This is a genomic window from Parvibaculum sp. MBR-TMA-1.3b-4.2 (genome assembly GCF_053628815.1).
On the sequence record NZ_JBRJHC010000001.1, the window covers coordinates 2157238 to 2172650 of the forward strand.

Genomic DNA, 15413 nt, shown 5'->3' on the forward strand with positions numbered 1-15413 from the left:
GAGCTTTGTCTCCTTCCCCGGGATCAGGCAGGCGTTCGTTCGAGCGCATCAGTCGCCGGAACAGAGTTTAGATGGGGTCGGGCTCCCCCGGATCAAGCGGCGTGGCCCGTTCCGAAAACCGCAACTCAGATGAAGCCGACGATTTCCTTCACGCGCTTCAGCACCGGATCGGCGATGGCGCGGGCTCGCTCCGCGCCCTTTTCCAACTCGCCGTCGATATAGGCCGGGTCGGCCAGCAGATGCTTCATCTCGCCGGTGATGGGCGCAAGCTTGTCCACGGCGAGGTCGGCGAGCGCGGGCTTGAACTCGGAGAACATCTTGCCGCCGAACTCTTTCAGCACCTCTTCGGTCGTGGTGTCGGAAAGTGCGGCATAGATGTTGACGAGGTTCGCCGCCTCGGGCCGCTCGGCAAGGCCGTCCTTCGCTTCCGGCAGCGGCTCGGGGTCGGTGCGGGCCTTGCGGATTTTCTGGGCGATCTCGTCGGCATTGTCCGACAGCGTGATGCGCGAATAGGCGGAAGGGTCGGATTTCGACATCTTCTTGGTGCCGTCCCGCAGGGACATGACGCGCGTCGCCGCGCCCATAATAAGCGGCTCGGGCAGGGGGAAAAAATCCTCTGCCCCATAGTCGTTATTGAATTTCTGCGCCGTATCGCGCGACAGTTCCAGATGCTGCTTCTGATCCTCGCCGACCGGCACATGGGTCGCGCGATAGGCCAGAATATCGGCCGCCATCAGCACCGGATAATCATAGAGGCCGACGGAGGCCTTTTCCCGATCCTTGCCCGCCTTGTCCTTGAACTGGGTCATGCGATTGAGCCAGCCGATGCGGACCACGCAGTTCAGGATCCAGGCAAGCTCGGCATGGGCCGACACCTTGGACTGGTTGAAGATGATATGCGTTTCCGGGTTGATGCCCGCCGCGATATAGGCCGCCGCCACCTCGCGTGTATTGGCCGTCAGTTCCTTCGGATCCTGCCAGACCGTGATCGCATGCATGTCCACCACGCAGTAGAGGCATTCATGCGTGTCCTGCAGACCAACGAAATTGCGGATGGCGCCGAGATAGTTCCCCAGATGCAGGTTGCCGGTGGGCTGCACGCCGGAGAAGACGCGATTGGTGGGCTTTTCCATGGATTTTGGGCCTTGTGAACGCTTTGCACCGGCGTTATGCGGCGAGGAGCGACACTTTGCAATCCCCCCACCATGCCGCAGCCATTGGCTTTTGCAGCCGGTTCAGCCTCATTTGCGCATGAAGGAACGCCGCAGCGTGGCCACGCTCACTGCGCCGGTCGCCTGAGCAAGACCGGCATAGGCAATGAGGCCGCCTGCGATGAGGGCGGCCAGCGCGGCGACGCTTTCAAGGAACGTCCCCTCGAACCAAGGGGCCGCGTAAAGCGCGCCATACCAGAGGCAGGCGCCCATCGCCGCCGAGGCGACGAGGATAAGCGGCAGGCGCTTCACAACCTGCGTATCGGGCACGAAGCCGCCGCGTCTGGCGAGCGTCGTTCCCAGCAGCGCGGCATTCACCCAGGCGGCGATGGTGGTGCCCGCCGCGATGCCTGCGAAGGCGTAAAACTGAAAGAGGGTGATGGAGGCGACGATATTCACCGCCACCGAGATCGCCGCATAGCGCAAAGGCGTCATCGTGTCTTCCCGCGCAAAGAAGCCGGGAGAGAAAACCTTGTTCAGCACGAAGGCGGGGAGACCGGCCGCATAGACGAGGAGCGCCAGCGAAGCGTTCTGCGTATCGGACGGCTGGAAAGCGCCGCGCTCGAACAACACCTGGATGATCGCATGCGGAATGACCATCAGCGCCACCGCTGCGGGAACCGTCAGCAGCATGGAAACCTCCAGAGCACGGTTCTGCGCCCAATGCGCGCCCGCTTCGTCGTCGGCCCGCAGACGGCGGGAGAGATCGGGTAACAGCACGACGCCGATAGCGATACCGATCACGGCAAGCGGCAGCTGATAGATCCGGTCGGCATAGTAAAGCCATGAGACGGCGCCCGCCTGCAGGGAGGCGATGATCGTGCCGACGGTCAGGTTGATCTGCATGATGCCGCCGGAAATGATGCCCGGCACACCCAGGCGCACGAGCTTTCGCATATCGGGGGTCAGGCGCGGCCTGCGCAGGCGCAGCACATAGCCCGCCCGCCAGCAGGAGATCGTCAGCCAGAGGAACTGCACGATGCCCGCCGCCATCACGCCCCATGAAAGCGCAAGGCCCGGATTGTCGAGCACAGGCACGAGGAAAAGGATTGCCAGAATGAGCGTGATGTTGAGCATCACCGGTGCAGCGGCGCCGGGGAAGAAGCGGCCCACCGAATTCAGGATACCCGCCTGAAGCGCCGTCAGCGAAATGAAGAGAAGATAGGGAAAGGCGATGCGGGTGAATTTCACCGCCATTTCCTGCTTGCCCGGATCGTCCGAAAAGCCCGGCGCAAAGCCGGAGATGATCCAGGGCATGAAAATCATGGCGAGGATCGTCATGACAAGGAGCGCGGAGAGCAGGAGCGCCAACGCATCCTCGGCGAAACGTCGCGCCGCCGCCTCGCCATCGCCTTCCAGATGTTTGGAAAAGAGCGGCACGAAGGCGGAGTTGAAAGCGCCTTCTGCAAAGATGGAGCGGAACATGTTGGGAAAGCGGAAGGCGACGAAGAACGCATCCGCCACCGGCCCCGTTCCCAGCACGGCGGCGACCATCATGTCGCGGATGAAGCCGAGTACGCGGCTCACCATGGTGGTCCCGCCGACCGTGGCGGCGGAGCGGACGAGGCTCATCGGACGAATCTCTTCAGGGCGGGGCTCATGCGGGCAGCATAGACCGGTTTTCGCGGCAGAAAGAGGGCCGCTTATTCAGCGGCCGCCACATCCTCGCGCTTGCGGGGTTTTTGCGGGCGCGCCTTCTTGACCGGGTCGGCCAGCGCCTCGAGCAGATGGCGTTCGACCGCCTTCTTCTTGTTGGCGTTGGTCACCTTGTGGCCGATCACATCCTTCACATAGAAGACGTCCACTGCGCGCTCGCCGAAGGTGGTGATATGCGCGGAGCCGATGGTGAGGCCCAGATGAAACAGGGCCCGCGTGATGGCATGGACAAGGCCGGGCCGGTCGAGCCCGTTCACCTCGATCACGGTGTAATCGTCCGACAGATCGTTATCGATGAAGACCTGCGGCGCGACCGAAAAGGCGTCGGCGCGGCGGCGGCGGCGGAAGCGCTGCTCGATCTCGTCGGGCGGCAACATCTCGCCGGCCAGCACCTGATGGATGGTCTCTTTCAGACGGGTCCGTCGGCGCTCCTCGCGCACGGCGCCGCCATCCTGTTCCTGCACCCAGATCATATCGAGGGCCATGCCGTCCCGCGTGGTGAAAATCTTGGAGTCCACGATGCTCATGCCGAGGATCGCGCAAGCGCCCGCGAAGCGCGAAAAGAGACCGGGATGGTCCTGCGTGTAGAGCGTGACCAGCGTCACGTCGCGCATCGGATCGGTTTCGGTGGCGATGATGAGCGGATCGTCCTTGCCCGCCTCGATCATCCGCGCATGGCGCTCATGCGTATCGGTATCCATGGCGAGCCAGTATTGCTCGGAATGGCGATTGAGATAGCGCTTGCGGGACGCCTCGCTCCAGTCCGACAGGCGCTCGGCCAGCGCCTCGCGCGCGGCCTTGATGCGTCCCTCGCGATTGACCGCGCTGTCGCCGCCCTGAAGCACGGAGGCGGTTTCGAAGTAGAGCTGGCGGAGAAGCTGTCCCTTCCAGCCATTCCACACGCCGGGGCCGACCGCCTTGATATCGGCGACGGTGAGGACATAGAGCATGCGCAGACGTTCCGGGCTCTGCACTTCGCTGGCGAAATCCTTCACCGTGCGTGGATCGGCGATGTCGCGCTTCTGCGCAACGTCGGACATGACGAGGTGGTTCTGCACGAGCCAGGCGACCGTTTCCGTTTCGCCGGGGCCCATGCCGAGACGCGGACAGAGCTTGCGCGCGATCGCAGCGCCCGCATCCGAATGATCTTCCGGGCGGCCCTTCGCGATGTCGTGCAGAAACATGGCGACATAGAGCGCGTTGCGGCTCTTCACCTTGGACATGAGTTCCGTCGCAAGGGGCGTGTCTTCGGGGTGCTCGCCCTTTTCGATTTCCGACAGAATGCCGATGGCACGCAGCAGATGCTCGTCCGCCGTGTAGTGGTGATACATGTTGAACTGCATCAGCGCGACGATGCGGCCGAAATCCGTAACGAAGCGGCCCAGCACGCCCGCCTCGTTCATCAGGCGCAGCGTGCCTTCCGGATTTTTCCGCGAGGCTGCGATCTTGAGGAAAAGGCTGTTGGCCTTTTCGTCCTTACGCAGCTTTGCGTCGATCAGCTTCAGCGAGCGCGTGATGAGTTTCAGCGCGTCGGGATGAATGTCGAGGCCGTGTTCGTCGGCAAGTTTGAAGATGCGGATCAGGTTCACCGGATCCTTCTCGAAGACCTCGCTGCCCGAAACCGTCAGGCGTCCCGCTTCCACGGTGAAGTCCTCGATCGCCTTCTTGCGCCGCAGGGCCTGCATGAAACGGCCGATGGACGGCTGCTTCTTGCGTTCCTGCTCTTCCAGCACGGCGCAGAAGATACGGGTGAGATCGCCCACATCCTTTGCGACAAGAAAGTAATGCTTCATGAAGCGTTCGACCGCTTTCAGACCCCGGTGGGGCTGGTAGCCGAGATGCTCGGCCATGGCAGTCTGGATATCGAAGGTGATGCGTTCTTCTGCACGGCCGGTGAGAAAATGCAGCTCACAGCGTACCGCCCAAAGGAAATCTTCGGCGCGGCGAAAGGTCTGGTATTCGTCCTTCGTGAACACGCCCGCCTTGACGAGGTCGGAGGGCTGCTTCACGCGGTAGACATATTTGCCGATCCAGAAAAGCGTATTGAGGTCGCGCAGACCCCCCTTGCCTTCCTTTACATTGGGCTCGACGAGATAGCGGCTCTCGCCGCTGCGCCGGTGGCGTTCGTCGCGCTCGGCAAGTTTGGCGTCCACGAACTCGTTGCCCGTGCCCTTCACCACTTCCTCGCCGAAACGTTCTTCCAGCTCGTCGTACAACGCCCTGTCGCCGTGAATGAAACGGGCTTCGAGGAGGGCGGTCCGGATGGTGAAATCCTCGCGGCCGAGCCTGATGCAATCCGCGATCGAGCGCGTGGCATGGCCGACCTTCTGGCCGAGATCCCAGAGCACATAGAGCATGTATTCGACCACGCTTTCGCCCCAGGGCGTCTGCTTGTAGGGAAGCAGGAAAAGGAGATCGATGTCGGAGCCCGGCGCCAGCAGGCCGCGGCCATAGCCGCCCACCGCCGCCACGGCAAGCCGTTCGGCCTCGCTCGGATTGTTGGCCGGGAAGACATAGGCCGTGGCGAAATCGTAAAGCTCCTTGATGAGCACATCTTCGAGATAGCAGATCGATTCCGCGCAGGCCCGCCCGCGATGGGCGCCCTGCTCCAGCCGCTCGCGCGCCTTGGCGCGGCCTTCATGCAGATTGCGCTTCAGCACCTCCACGACACCGCGCTGAAGCGCCGTATCGTTTCCCTTGTGCTCGCGATAGACCGCTTCGAGATCGGCCCGGATCTGATCGGGATCGGCGATCTCAAGCAGGCTGGGCATGGTACGGCCCATGAAAACTCCCATCGTCCTGAAAATTGTGTCGGCGCGAGGTGCCGCGGCATCCTGACCGAACGCAACTGCACCATAACATGTCATGCAGGAAATGGCGTCAGAGGGCGGCGCCTGCCATCCCCGCAGGCCGGAATTCTTTGCGGAGGGGACGAAGTCTGGCCTCCAGCGGGCCGGTGGCTGAAGATGTCCGACCTGTTAACCCGTTGTAATTATTAATATCTTTTCATTACGCGCCGTATTTTTGCCATGAAATCGTCCGGTTTCCGCCAAGCCTCGGGATCATATCCATAACGCGCCGGCGATAGAGGCGGTCTCTCATCCCCCCGCTCCCGGGACTGCCCGCCGGCGCACATTTCAATCAAGCGGGACTTTATTTGAATGGGGGGCCCGCACAGGACGAATGGGAGAGGATCAGATGCTTGACCGAACAAGAGCCGTCCTCACCGCCTCGGCGATGAGCCTGGCCATTGCGTCCGGTTTTGCGGTTTCCGCGCATGCGGCCGTGAATGCCAATATGTCCAAGGGCGACGCGCAGGATGCCTGCACGACCCTGACGAAACAGTTCAACTTTCTGGAGCCCACAAAGAAGGGGCTGCCCTACTGGAAAGACGCCCAGTCGAAATTCCAGGCCGGGAAAAAGGCCTGCGATAACGGCGATCCGGTGAAGGGCGCCATGGCGATGGATCAGTCGATCCGCGACATGTATGTGATCCCGGATACGGACCGGAAGAACGAAAACGGCTAACTGCTTCAACTGACGAAAAATGCGGTGAGGTCCCGGGCAGCTCCCCGGGCCTCATCGCTTTTTTTGTGCAAGTCATGGTTTGCTTGACAAGGAGACGCCGATCCCAACACTGGGCGCGAATTCGCCCCGGTCGGTATCGGGGCAGCCCACTCCATTTTCAGGTTTCAGCCCCCGTGTCACAGCAAGGCCAGCTCCCCCATCCGCCGCTCGACAAGCGCAAGATCTTCAGCCGTCTGTTGCAGGCCTGGTGGAAGGATCGCGGCCAGTTCTCGCGCAAGAAGATCGCCCGCAGCTGCCCGATCTGCGGCTATCACGGCACTTTCGTGAGTGTCGGGCGCCCGTCGCGCTGGGATACGCGATGCCCCAATTGCGGCTCGCGCGAGCGGCATCGGCTGATGTGGCTTTATATCCAGGATCACGGGATCGACCTGTCGGACAAGAAGATCCTTCATTTCGGCCCCGAGAAATGGCTGATGAAGCTGATGAAGGACAATGAGGGCTATGAGCCCGCGGACCTTTACGCCCCCATCGCCAAATTCCGCCTCGACATCACCGCGATCGACCGACCCGACAATTATTTCGACGTGGTGATCGCACATCACGTGTTCGAGCATATCGACGACGACCGCAAGGCGATGGAAGAGATGTACCGGGTGCTGAAGCCCGGCGGCTATGGCTTCTTCTCCGTGCCGATCAATCTGTCGCGCGACAAGACTTACGAGAACCCGCAGATCACCGATCCCGATCTGCGCTTCGTGCATTTCGGCGGCACCGACCACAAGCGCTTCTATGGACGCGACTTCCAGCAGAAGCTGAGCGAGGCCGGCTTCAAGGTGGAGCCCTATCGCCGCTCGCCCGACGAGGAAGTGAAGTGGGGCCTGTTGCGCGACGAATGCGTCTACGTCGCGCGGAAATAGGCTAGCTCCCGTCGCCCAGCGCCTTTAACCGGTAGAGCGCTTCGAGCGCCTGTTTGGGCGTCAGCTCATCGGGATCGATATCCTTGAGCGCTCTTTCCGCTTCGCTCTCTTTCGGCATGGCCGTGGGCGCAGGCGCCTTCGCGGCGGAGAAGAGCGGCAGTTCGTCCACCAGGGCCGCCGCCCTGGCGCCGCCGCCGGAACTCAACTCACCCTCTTCCAGCGCGGTCAGCACATCCTGCGCGCGCGCGATGACCGGCGCGGGAAGGCCTGCCAGCCTCGCCACCTGAATGCCATAGGACCGGTCCGCCGCGCCCGGCGCGACTTCATGCAGGAAGACCACGTCGCCCTCCCACTCTTTCACCCGCATGGTCGCGTTGGCGAGACCGGCGAGCCGTTCCGCCAGTGAAGTGAGTTCGTGGTAATGCGTCGCGAAGAGCGCGCGCGACCTGTTCACCTCATGCAGATGTTCGACCGCCGCCCAGGCGATGGAAAGCCCGTCGAAGGTCGCCGTACCGCGTCCGATCTCGTCGAGGATAACGAGGGAACGGGAACCCGCCTGATTGAGGATCGCCGCCGTCTCGACCATTTCCACCATGAAGGTGGAGCGCCCGCGCGCCAGATCGTCCGCCGCGCCGACACGTGAAAAGAGCCGGTCCACCACGCCGATATGCGCCGAGGCCGCCGGAACGAAACCGCCCATCTGCGCCATGATAGCAATCAGCGCGTTCTGCCGGAGAAAGGTCGATTTACCGGCCATGTTGGGACCGGTGAGGAGCCAGATATGTTTCGACGCTCCACTGTCCGCCGACAATGTGCAGTCGTTGGGCACGAAATCGCTGCCGCTCGCCTCGCGCCTGAGTGCCGCTTCGACCACCGGATGACGTCCGCCTTCGATATGAAAGGCGAGCGAGTTGTCGATAAGGGGCCGCGTATAGCGCTGCTCGGCGGCAAGTTCGGCCAGAGCCGAGGAGGCATCGAGCGCGGCAAGCGCCTCAGCCGCCGTCGCGATCACTTCATGCTCGGCCAGCACCTGCGCGGTGAGCGTATCGAACAGCTCTAGTTCCAGCGCGAGCGAACGGCCGCCCGCATCGGCGATACGGCTTGCCAGATCGGCAAGTTCGGCGGTCGTAAAGCGCATCGCATTCGCCATGGTCTGGCGATGTATGAATTCGTCCGAGGCGGTCAGCTTGTCGGCATGGCGCGGCGACACTTCGATGTAATAGCCAAGCACATTGTTGTGCCGGACCTTCAGGGCCGACACGCCGGTCTTTTCGGCATATTGCGTCTGAAGCCCGGCGATGAGACGGCGCGCGTCGTCGCGCAGCGTACGGGTCTCGTCGAGATCGGCGGAATAGCCTTTGGCAACGAAGCCGCCGTCGCGCGCCATAAGCGGCAACTCTTCGGCAAGCGCCTTGCCCAGCTCTTCGCAAAGCGGCAGCGCAGCGCCGTCGAGCGCAGCGGCGGCGGACGCGATGTCGTCAGGCAACGGCAGCAACGTCGGATGCGCATTGTTCAGAAGCGCCGCGATAGCGTGCGCCGCCGAAAGGCCGTTCTTCACGGTCGCCAGGTCGCGCGGGCCGCCGCGCCCCAGCGAAAGGCGCGAGAGCGCACGAGCCATGTCGGGTGCGGATTTCAGATGGTCGCGCAGCATGGCCCTCGGGTCCCGCGCGTCGAGAAACCATTCCACCGCGTCGAGGCGGGCATTGATGCGGGCGGGATCGGTGAGCGGCGCGGTGAGACGCGCCGCAAGTTCCCGCGCGCCCGCCGCCGTGACCGTCCGGTCGACGGTCGCCATCAGCGAGCCTTTGGTCTCACCGGAGAGCGTGCGCACCAGTTCGAGATTGGCGCGGGTCGCCGCGTCGATCGCCATGGTCTCGGTAACCGCGATGCGCCGGGGCGGTTTCAGCGCCGGCAGGCGGCCCACCTGTGTCAGCTCCACATAGTCGATCAGCGCGCCCATGGCCGCGATCTCGGCGCGGGCGAACTGGCCGAAACCTTCCAGCGCGCCGACATTCAGATGATCTTTCAGGCGCCGTTCGGCCTGGGTGCTGTCGAAACGGGGGGCGGGCAAAGGGGTCACCGCGCCGCCCGCGTGAAGCGGTCCTTCCAGCTCATCGGCTTCCAGCAGGTTTTCCGGCACGAGCAATTCGCCGGGCCTGAGACGGGCAAGCTCCGCGCCCAGCGCGGCCGCGTTGAGCGCCGTCACGGCAAGGTCGCCGGTTGAGACATCGACCCAGGCAAGGCCGTAATCGGCTTCCGAGCCGATGCGGGCGATGGCAGCGAGATAATTATGCACGCCCGGCGACAGCAGCGTGTCTTCGGTCAGCGTGCCGGGGGTGACGAGACGGACCACCTCGCGGCGGACCACGGATTTGGCGCCGCGTTTCTTTGCTTCGGCGGGGTCTTCCGTCTGCTCGCAGACGGCGACCTTGAAGCCCTTGCGGATCAGCCGCTCCAGATAGGTGTCATGACTGTGCACCGGCACGCCGCACATCGGGATGTCCTCGCCCAGATGCTTGCCGCGCTTGGTCAGCGCGATATCGAGCGCCCCTGCCGCCGACACGGCATCGTCGAAGAACAGCTCGTAGAAATCCCCCATCCGGTAGAACAGAAGCGCGCCGGGATGGCTCGCCTTGATCTCCAGATATTGCGCCATCATCGGCGTCACGCCCGGATCGGCCTTGCCGGATTGCCGGGCGGGCTGTTTTTCGGGGGGCTCTGATATTTCGGTGGGTTCGGACATGGAGAGGGAAATTAGCAGAACGGACGGCCGCGGATAGGGCATCCGGCGTCGAAAATCCTGAAATTTTCAACGCCCAAACGACTATTACCAGCAAGTTACCGTCACGGAAACGAAAGAAAATTACCGCCTTAAGGCAAAAATAATAAAAAAATAATCAGAATGACCTTGTTTCCGGTTATTTCAACGCCTACAAAGCGGGCTGTTTTTCACCATCCGGGGCGGATGCGCCCGTCTTTCGCAGGCCCCGGCCAGATACCGATCCATACGCCCATGAGCAAGAAGCGCCGTCAGTTTACCGACGAAGAGGCCCTGCTGTTTCACAGCGAGGGCAAGCCCGGCAAACTCGAAATCCACGCCACAAAGCCGATGGCCACGCAGCGCGACCTGTCGCTGGCCTACAGCCCCGGCGTGGCGGTACCGGTACGCGCCATCGCGGAAAACCCCGACTGCGCCTACGACTTCACCGCCAAGGGCAATATGGTGGCGGTCGTTTCCAACGGCACGGCCATTCTGGGGCTCGGCAATCTGGGGGCGCTCGCCTCCAAGCCGGTGATGGAAGGCAAGGCGGTGCTTTTCAAGCGCTTTGCCGATGTGGATTCGATCGACCTGGAAATCGATTCCGAAGACGCCGACGCAGTGGTCAACGCGGTGCGCTATCTGGGGCCGTCCTTCGGCGGCATCAACCTTGAGGACATCAAGGCGCCGGAATGCTTCATGATCGAGAGCCGCCTGCGCGAGCTGATGGACATTCCCGTCTTTCATGACGACCAGCACGGCACGGCGATCATCACGGCCGCGGGCCTCATCAACGCGCTCTATCTTACCGACCGCAAGATCGAAAACATCAAGGTGGTCGTGAACGGCGCGGGCTCGGCGGGCATCGCCTGCCTGGAGCTGATCAAGGCCATGGGCCTGCCGCATGACAATGCGCTGCTCTGCGACACCAAGGGTGTGATCTATGCGGGCCGCGAAGAAGGCATGAACCAGTGGAAGTCGGCACATGCCGCGAAGACGGATGCACGTACGCTGGAAGAGGCCGTCGCAGGCGCCGACGTGTTTCTCGGCCTGTCGGTGAAAGGCGCGCTCACGCCGAAGATGGTGGAGAGCATGGCCGCCAAGCCGATCATCTTCGCCATGGCCAATCCCGATCCGGAGATCACGCCGGAAGATGTCGCACAGGTCCGCGACGACGCCATCATGGCGACGGGCAGGTCGGACTATCCCAACCAGGTGAACAACGTCCTCGGCTTTCCCTATATCTTCCGCGGCGCGCTGGATGTGCGCGCGACCTCGATCAACGAGGATATGAAGATCGCCTGCGCCGAGGCGCTCGCCGCGCTGGCGCGTGAAGACGTGCCGGACGAGGTGGCCGCCGCCTATCAGAGCGAGCGTCCCCGCTTCGGCCCGCAATACATCATTCCGGTGCCTTTCGACCCGCGCCTCATCCGCGAAATTCCGCCCGCCGTCGCCAAGGCGGCGATGGATAGCGGCGTGGCACGCCAGCCCATCGTGGATATGGAAGGCTACAAGAACCGGCTTTCCGCGCGCCTGAACCCGACCGCGGGCACGCTGCAGGTCATCATGGACAAGGTGCAGCGCGACCCCAAGCGCGTCGTCTTCGCCGAGGGCGAGGAAGAGCGCGTGATCCGGGCCGCCATCGCCTTCCGCGATTCAGGTCTCGGCCATCCGATTCTCGTCGGACGCGAAGACCAGATCCGCGAGACGATGAAGCAGACCGGTCTCGATCCGAACACGCAGCTCGACATCCGCAATGCGCGGACCTGGCCGAAAAGCGATGCCTATACCGACTTCCTGTACGAGAAGCTGCAGCGCAAGGGCTATCTCTATCGCGACTGCTACCGGCTCGCGACCAACGACCGCAACGTCTTCTCCGCGCTGATGGTGCAGGAAGGCGATGCCGATGCGATGGTGACCGGCGTCACGCGCACCTATTCGGTGGCGCTCGAAGACGTGCGCCGCGTGATCGACGATCAGGACGGGCGCGGCCCCATCGGAGTGACGCTCGTCGTCGCCGGCGGCCGCACGGTGATCGTCTCCGATACCAATGTGCATGAAATGCCGACGCCGGAGGATCTCGCCAATGTGGCCGAGCAGACGGCTGAGGTGGCGCGCCGTCTCGGCTACGAGCCCCGTGTGGCGCTGCTGGCCAATTCGAGTTTCGGCACGCACACACATGAACGGCCCCGCACGGTGCGCGACGCAGTGCGCATTCTCGACGAGCGGCGGGTGGATTTCGAATATGACGGCGAAATGGCCGCCGACGTCGCGCTCAGCGGCGAGACGCAGGCGCTTTATCCGTTCTGCCGCCTGACGGAACCGGCCAATGTGCTCATCATGCCCGCGATCCACGCCGCGTCGATTTCCACGAAGCTCCTGCGGGTGCTGGGCGGCTCCACGCTGATCGGTCCGCTGCTGGTGGGGCTCAAAAAGCCCGTGCAGATCGTCCCGATGACGGCGACGGTGTCGGACCTCGTCAATATGGCGGCGCTGGCGGCCTATAATCTGGACAAATAATCCCGGCTTGCGAAGACGGGCACGCCCGCGCCATGATGAGAGCCATTCCCATTATGACTGCGGAGCTTTTTGATGGCCTCCATCGCCCAGACGATCCGATCCTGCGCCCTTGCCGCCTCGCTGGCGCTTCCCGCCACCTATGCGCTCCATCCGGTTGCCGCACAGGCGCAAGACGGCGCCTACTGGCCGGAAGATGCGACGCTCTACATCATCTCGCCCGAAGACGGGGCAACGGTTGCGAGCCCCGTCACGGTCCGCTTCGGCCTCAAGGGGATGGGCGTTGCGCCTGCCGGTGTCGACAAGACCAGGACCGGGCATCATCACCTGCTGATCGATACGGATGCGCCGACGGGCGAGGATCTTGCCATGCCGCTCCCGGCGGACGAAAACCATGTGCATTTCGGCGGCGGGCAGACCGAGACCACCATCGACCTCGCCCCCGGCACGCATACGCTGCAGCTCATCATGGGCGACATGAACCATGTGCCGCACGACCCGCCGCTGGTTTCGAAGAAAATCACGATTACGGTCGAATAGGCAGAAGAGGCTCCGGCCTCAGGCCTTCCCGTTTTTCCGTATACCGAATACCCGATAGGCAAGTTCGATCAGGAAGGCGAGGCCGACCAGCAGCGCCAGCACCCACAGCTGCTCGGGGTGCTTTTCGCCCGTCTGCCAGAGAAGGGCGGCAAGCGCGCCGAGACAGAGCGCCACGCCGAGGCCCGGCAACCATTTGACGGCGCCGATCCGCGCGCTCAGATGGAAGGCGGCGGCATTGACCGCGGCGAAAATCAGCAAAAAGCCCGTCGAGCCCATGGTCGAGATGCTTTGCAGGTTGAAGAAATTCGCCGTGAGCAGGGTGACGCCGCAGGTGATGAGAAGACCGCTCACCGGACGGTTCCAGATTTTCCGCTCCAGGAATTTCGGCAGCTCGCCATCCGTCGCGATCACATAGGAAAGCCGGGCGGCGCCATAAAGTGTCGCATTAATGGCCGACATGGTGGAGAGGAGCGCAGCGAGCGTAATCGCGCCATAGCCGGCCTGACCGAGAAAGGGCTTGGCCGCGGCAGCCAGCGCATAATCGCGCGCAGCGGTCACCTCTGAGGGCGCGAGGTTGCCGATCGTCACCGCCGCCACGGCCACATAAAGCAGGATCACGAAGCCGACGGAAAAGTAGAAGGCGCGCGGCAGGTTTCGCTTCGGGTCGCGCACGTCCTGCGCGGTATTGGCGATCAGTTCGAAGCCTTCATATGCGACAAAGATGATCATGCCGCCCGCAATCAGGGAAATCGGCGGCGCCCATTGCGAGGGCGCCATGCGCGCCGCATCCACCGACATCATCCCGAAGCCGACAAAGACAAGCAGGATCGCGATCTTCACGCCAACGATCAATTCCTCCGCATTGCCGACCGATTTCACGCTCATCAGGTTCAGGCCGGTCATAGCGATGATGACGAAGGAAATAAGGCCGTGCCTTGCGATCCCGTCCCACATGGGCGGGAAGAGCTGCGCGCCATAGCTGCCAAAGGCATAGGCGTAGAGCGAGAGCATGATGACGTAGCTCAGCCACAAGAGAATATTCGCCGCCCCGGTCAGGAGGCCCGAGCCGAACGCATTGTCGAGAAAGGAAACCGTACCGCCCTGCTCGGGCATGGCGACGGAAAGCTTCACATAGGCGTAGGAGGTGACGAGCGCGACAATCCCGGCAAGCATAAAGGCGACCGGCGCACCGCCCTGGGCCAGTTCGACCGACAGGCCCAGCACGGCGAAGATCCCGCCGCCGACCATGCCGCCGATCCCGATAGCGGCGGCGCTCCAGAACCCTATGCTGTCGTCAGATCCCTTCGCCACTGCGAGCGCTCTCCCGGTTTGCCAGAGAAGGAGACGCGCTCAGCGCTGTCCCGAAGGTATCTTCTCCTTGCCGCCGAATTTCGACATGTAGCGATCCGAAATCTGCGCCACGGGAAAGATGATGAGAACGTCGGTGGTGCCGAACTGATAGTCGATCACCGCGCCTTCGCCGATATAGCAGCCAGCCCTGAGATAGCCCTTGATCATGGGCGGCAGCAGACGCGCGGCCTGACGGGGATTGAGCTCCTCCTCGGACACGCGGTTCATCTCGACATAGAGGTCGGGAAGGGCGCGCACATGCCATTCCGGCGGCGCGGCGTGATTATGGTGCAGGAAGGAGAGCGGGATCGCCAGCTCATCCGGGTCGGTGCCCTCGAAGCTGGCGCAGCCGAACATCACGTCGAGGTCATGTTCGGTCACATACTGCATGACGCCGTGCCACAGCAGTTCGACGGTGGGCTTGGTGCGATAGGGCGGCAAGACGCAGGAACGGCCGAGCTCGAGGAATTTCAGATCGGAGAAGCGCTCCAGCATCGGGCCGATGTCGTATTCATTGGCCGTGTAGAAGCCGCCATGCTTTTCGGCCACATCCTGGCGCAGCAGGCGGTAGCACCCGACTACCGCGTCGCGCGGGATCTCGCCATCCGCATCGAGCTTGCCGGTGATGCGGTCGTGATCGATCACCAGAAGGTGGTCGCAAATCTCGTCATAGCGGTCGGCATCGCGCTTGCTGGCAAGCGTCGCCGCGTCCGGCTTGGCCGACATCTCCTCATAGAAGACGTGGTAGCGCACCGACTGGGCGGCATCGATCTCGGTGGCGGTTCGGGCAAGCCGCACTTCGAGCTGACCCCGCCGGCCATAGCTGAGCGGGTCCGCGGCCGCCTCGTCTTCCGTCGAGACCGCATCGGTGCCCGCATTCGCAGATGTCATGCTTCCCGACTCCATACCACCTTCAGGGGCCGCCACAGGGACCCC

10 protein-coding genes are annotated in these 15413 nt (G+C 63.1%); 4 read left to right on the top strand and 6 right to left on the bottom strand.

What is annotated here, in order from left to right; all coding sequences use genetic code 11:
• Positions 1 to 125: 125 nt before the first annotated feature.
• The 3 genes from trpS to ACSSVQ_RS10350 all read right to left on the bottom strand — a co-directional run bounded on the left by trpS (position 126) and on the right by ACSSVQ_RS10350 (position 5650).
• The gene (gene trpS, locus ACSSVQ_RS10340; protein ID WP_454182837.1) at positions 126 to 1133 is read right to left on the bottom strand and encodes a tryptophan--tRNA ligase; all 1008 of its coding nucleotides are present in this window, start codon (positions 1131 to 1133) and stop codon (positions 126 to 128) included.
• Between the two features lie 108 nt (positions 1134 to 1241).
• On the bottom strand, positions 1242 to 2783 hold the full coding sequence (gene murJ, locus ACSSVQ_RS10345) for a murein biosynthesis integral membrane protein MurJ (protein ID WP_454182839.1): 1542 nt from the start codon (positions 2781 to 2783) through the stop codon (positions 1242 to 1244).
• A 71-nt stretch (positions 2784 to 2854) separates the two neighbouring features.
• Entirely contained in the window at positions 2855 to 5650 is a 2796-nt protein-coding gene (locus ACSSVQ_RS10350) for a [protein-PII] uridylyltransferase (protein WP_454182841.1), read from the bottom strand.
• A 415-nt stretch (positions 5651 to 6065) separates the two neighbouring features.
• Here ACSSVQ_RS10350 and ACSSVQ_RS10355 point away from each other — a divergent pair, with 415 nt between their 5' ends.
• Together ACSSVQ_RS10355 and ACSSVQ_RS10360 are read left to right on the top strand one after the other, a co-directional pair.
• A complete protein-coding gene (locus tag ACSSVQ_RS10355; RefSeq protein ID WP_454182843.1) occupies positions 6066 to 6395 on the top strand; it encodes a hypothetical protein in 330 nt (109 codons plus the stop codon).
• A 173-nt stretch (positions 6396 to 6568) separates the two neighbouring features.
• Positions 6569 to 7312, top strand: coding sequence for a class I SAM-dependent methyltransferase (locus ACSSVQ_RS10360; RefSeq protein ID WP_454182845.1), 744 nt, complete (start codon positions 6569 to 6571; stop codon positions 7310 to 7312).
• A gap of 1 nt (position 7313) precedes the next feature.
• Here the strand turns inward: ACSSVQ_RS10360 and mutS are convergent, their stop codons facing one another.
• Positions 7314 to 9971, bottom strand: coding sequence for a DNA mismatch repair protein MutS (gene mutS / locus ACSSVQ_RS10365; protein WP_454184682.1), 2658 nt, complete (start codon positions 9969 to 9971; stop codon positions 7314 to 7316).
• A 354-nt stretch (positions 9972 to 10325) separates the two neighbouring features.
• On the opposite strand from mutS, the gene ACSSVQ_RS10370 reads away from it, so the two are divergent.
• Positions 10326 to 12590 carry an NADP-dependent malic enzyme gene (locus ACSSVQ_RS10370; protein ID WP_454182847.1) on the top strand — a complete coding sequence of 755 codons (2265 nt, stop codon included), beginning with the start codon at positions 10326 to 10328 and terminating at the stop codon, positions 12588 to 12590.
• Between the two features lie 72 nt (positions 12591 to 12662).
• Positions 12663 to 13127, top strand: coding sequence for a DUF4399 domain-containing protein (locus ACSSVQ_RS10375; protein ID WP_454182849.1), 465 nt, complete (start codon positions 12663 to 12665; stop codon positions 13125 to 13127).
• 18 nt (positions 13128 to 13145) lie between these two features.
• On the opposite strand, the gene ACSSVQ_RS10380 is transcribed toward ACSSVQ_RS10375, so the two are convergent.
• Both ACSSVQ_RS10380 and ACSSVQ_RS10385 read right to left on the bottom strand, forming a co-directional pair.
• Positions 13146 to 14438 carry an APC family permease gene (locus tag ACSSVQ_RS10380; RefSeq protein WP_454182851.1) on the bottom strand — a complete coding sequence of 431 codons (1293 nt, stop codon included), beginning with the start codon at positions 14436 to 14438 and terminating at the stop codon, positions 13146 to 13148.
• 39 nt (positions 14439 to 14477) lie between these two features.
• On the bottom strand, positions 14478 to 15368 hold the full coding sequence (locus ACSSVQ_RS10385) for a GNAT family N-acetyltransferase (RefSeq protein WP_454182853.1): 891 nt from the start codon (positions 15366 to 15368) through the stop codon (positions 14478 to 14480).
• Between the last annotated feature and the right edge of the window lie 45 nt (positions 15369 to 15413).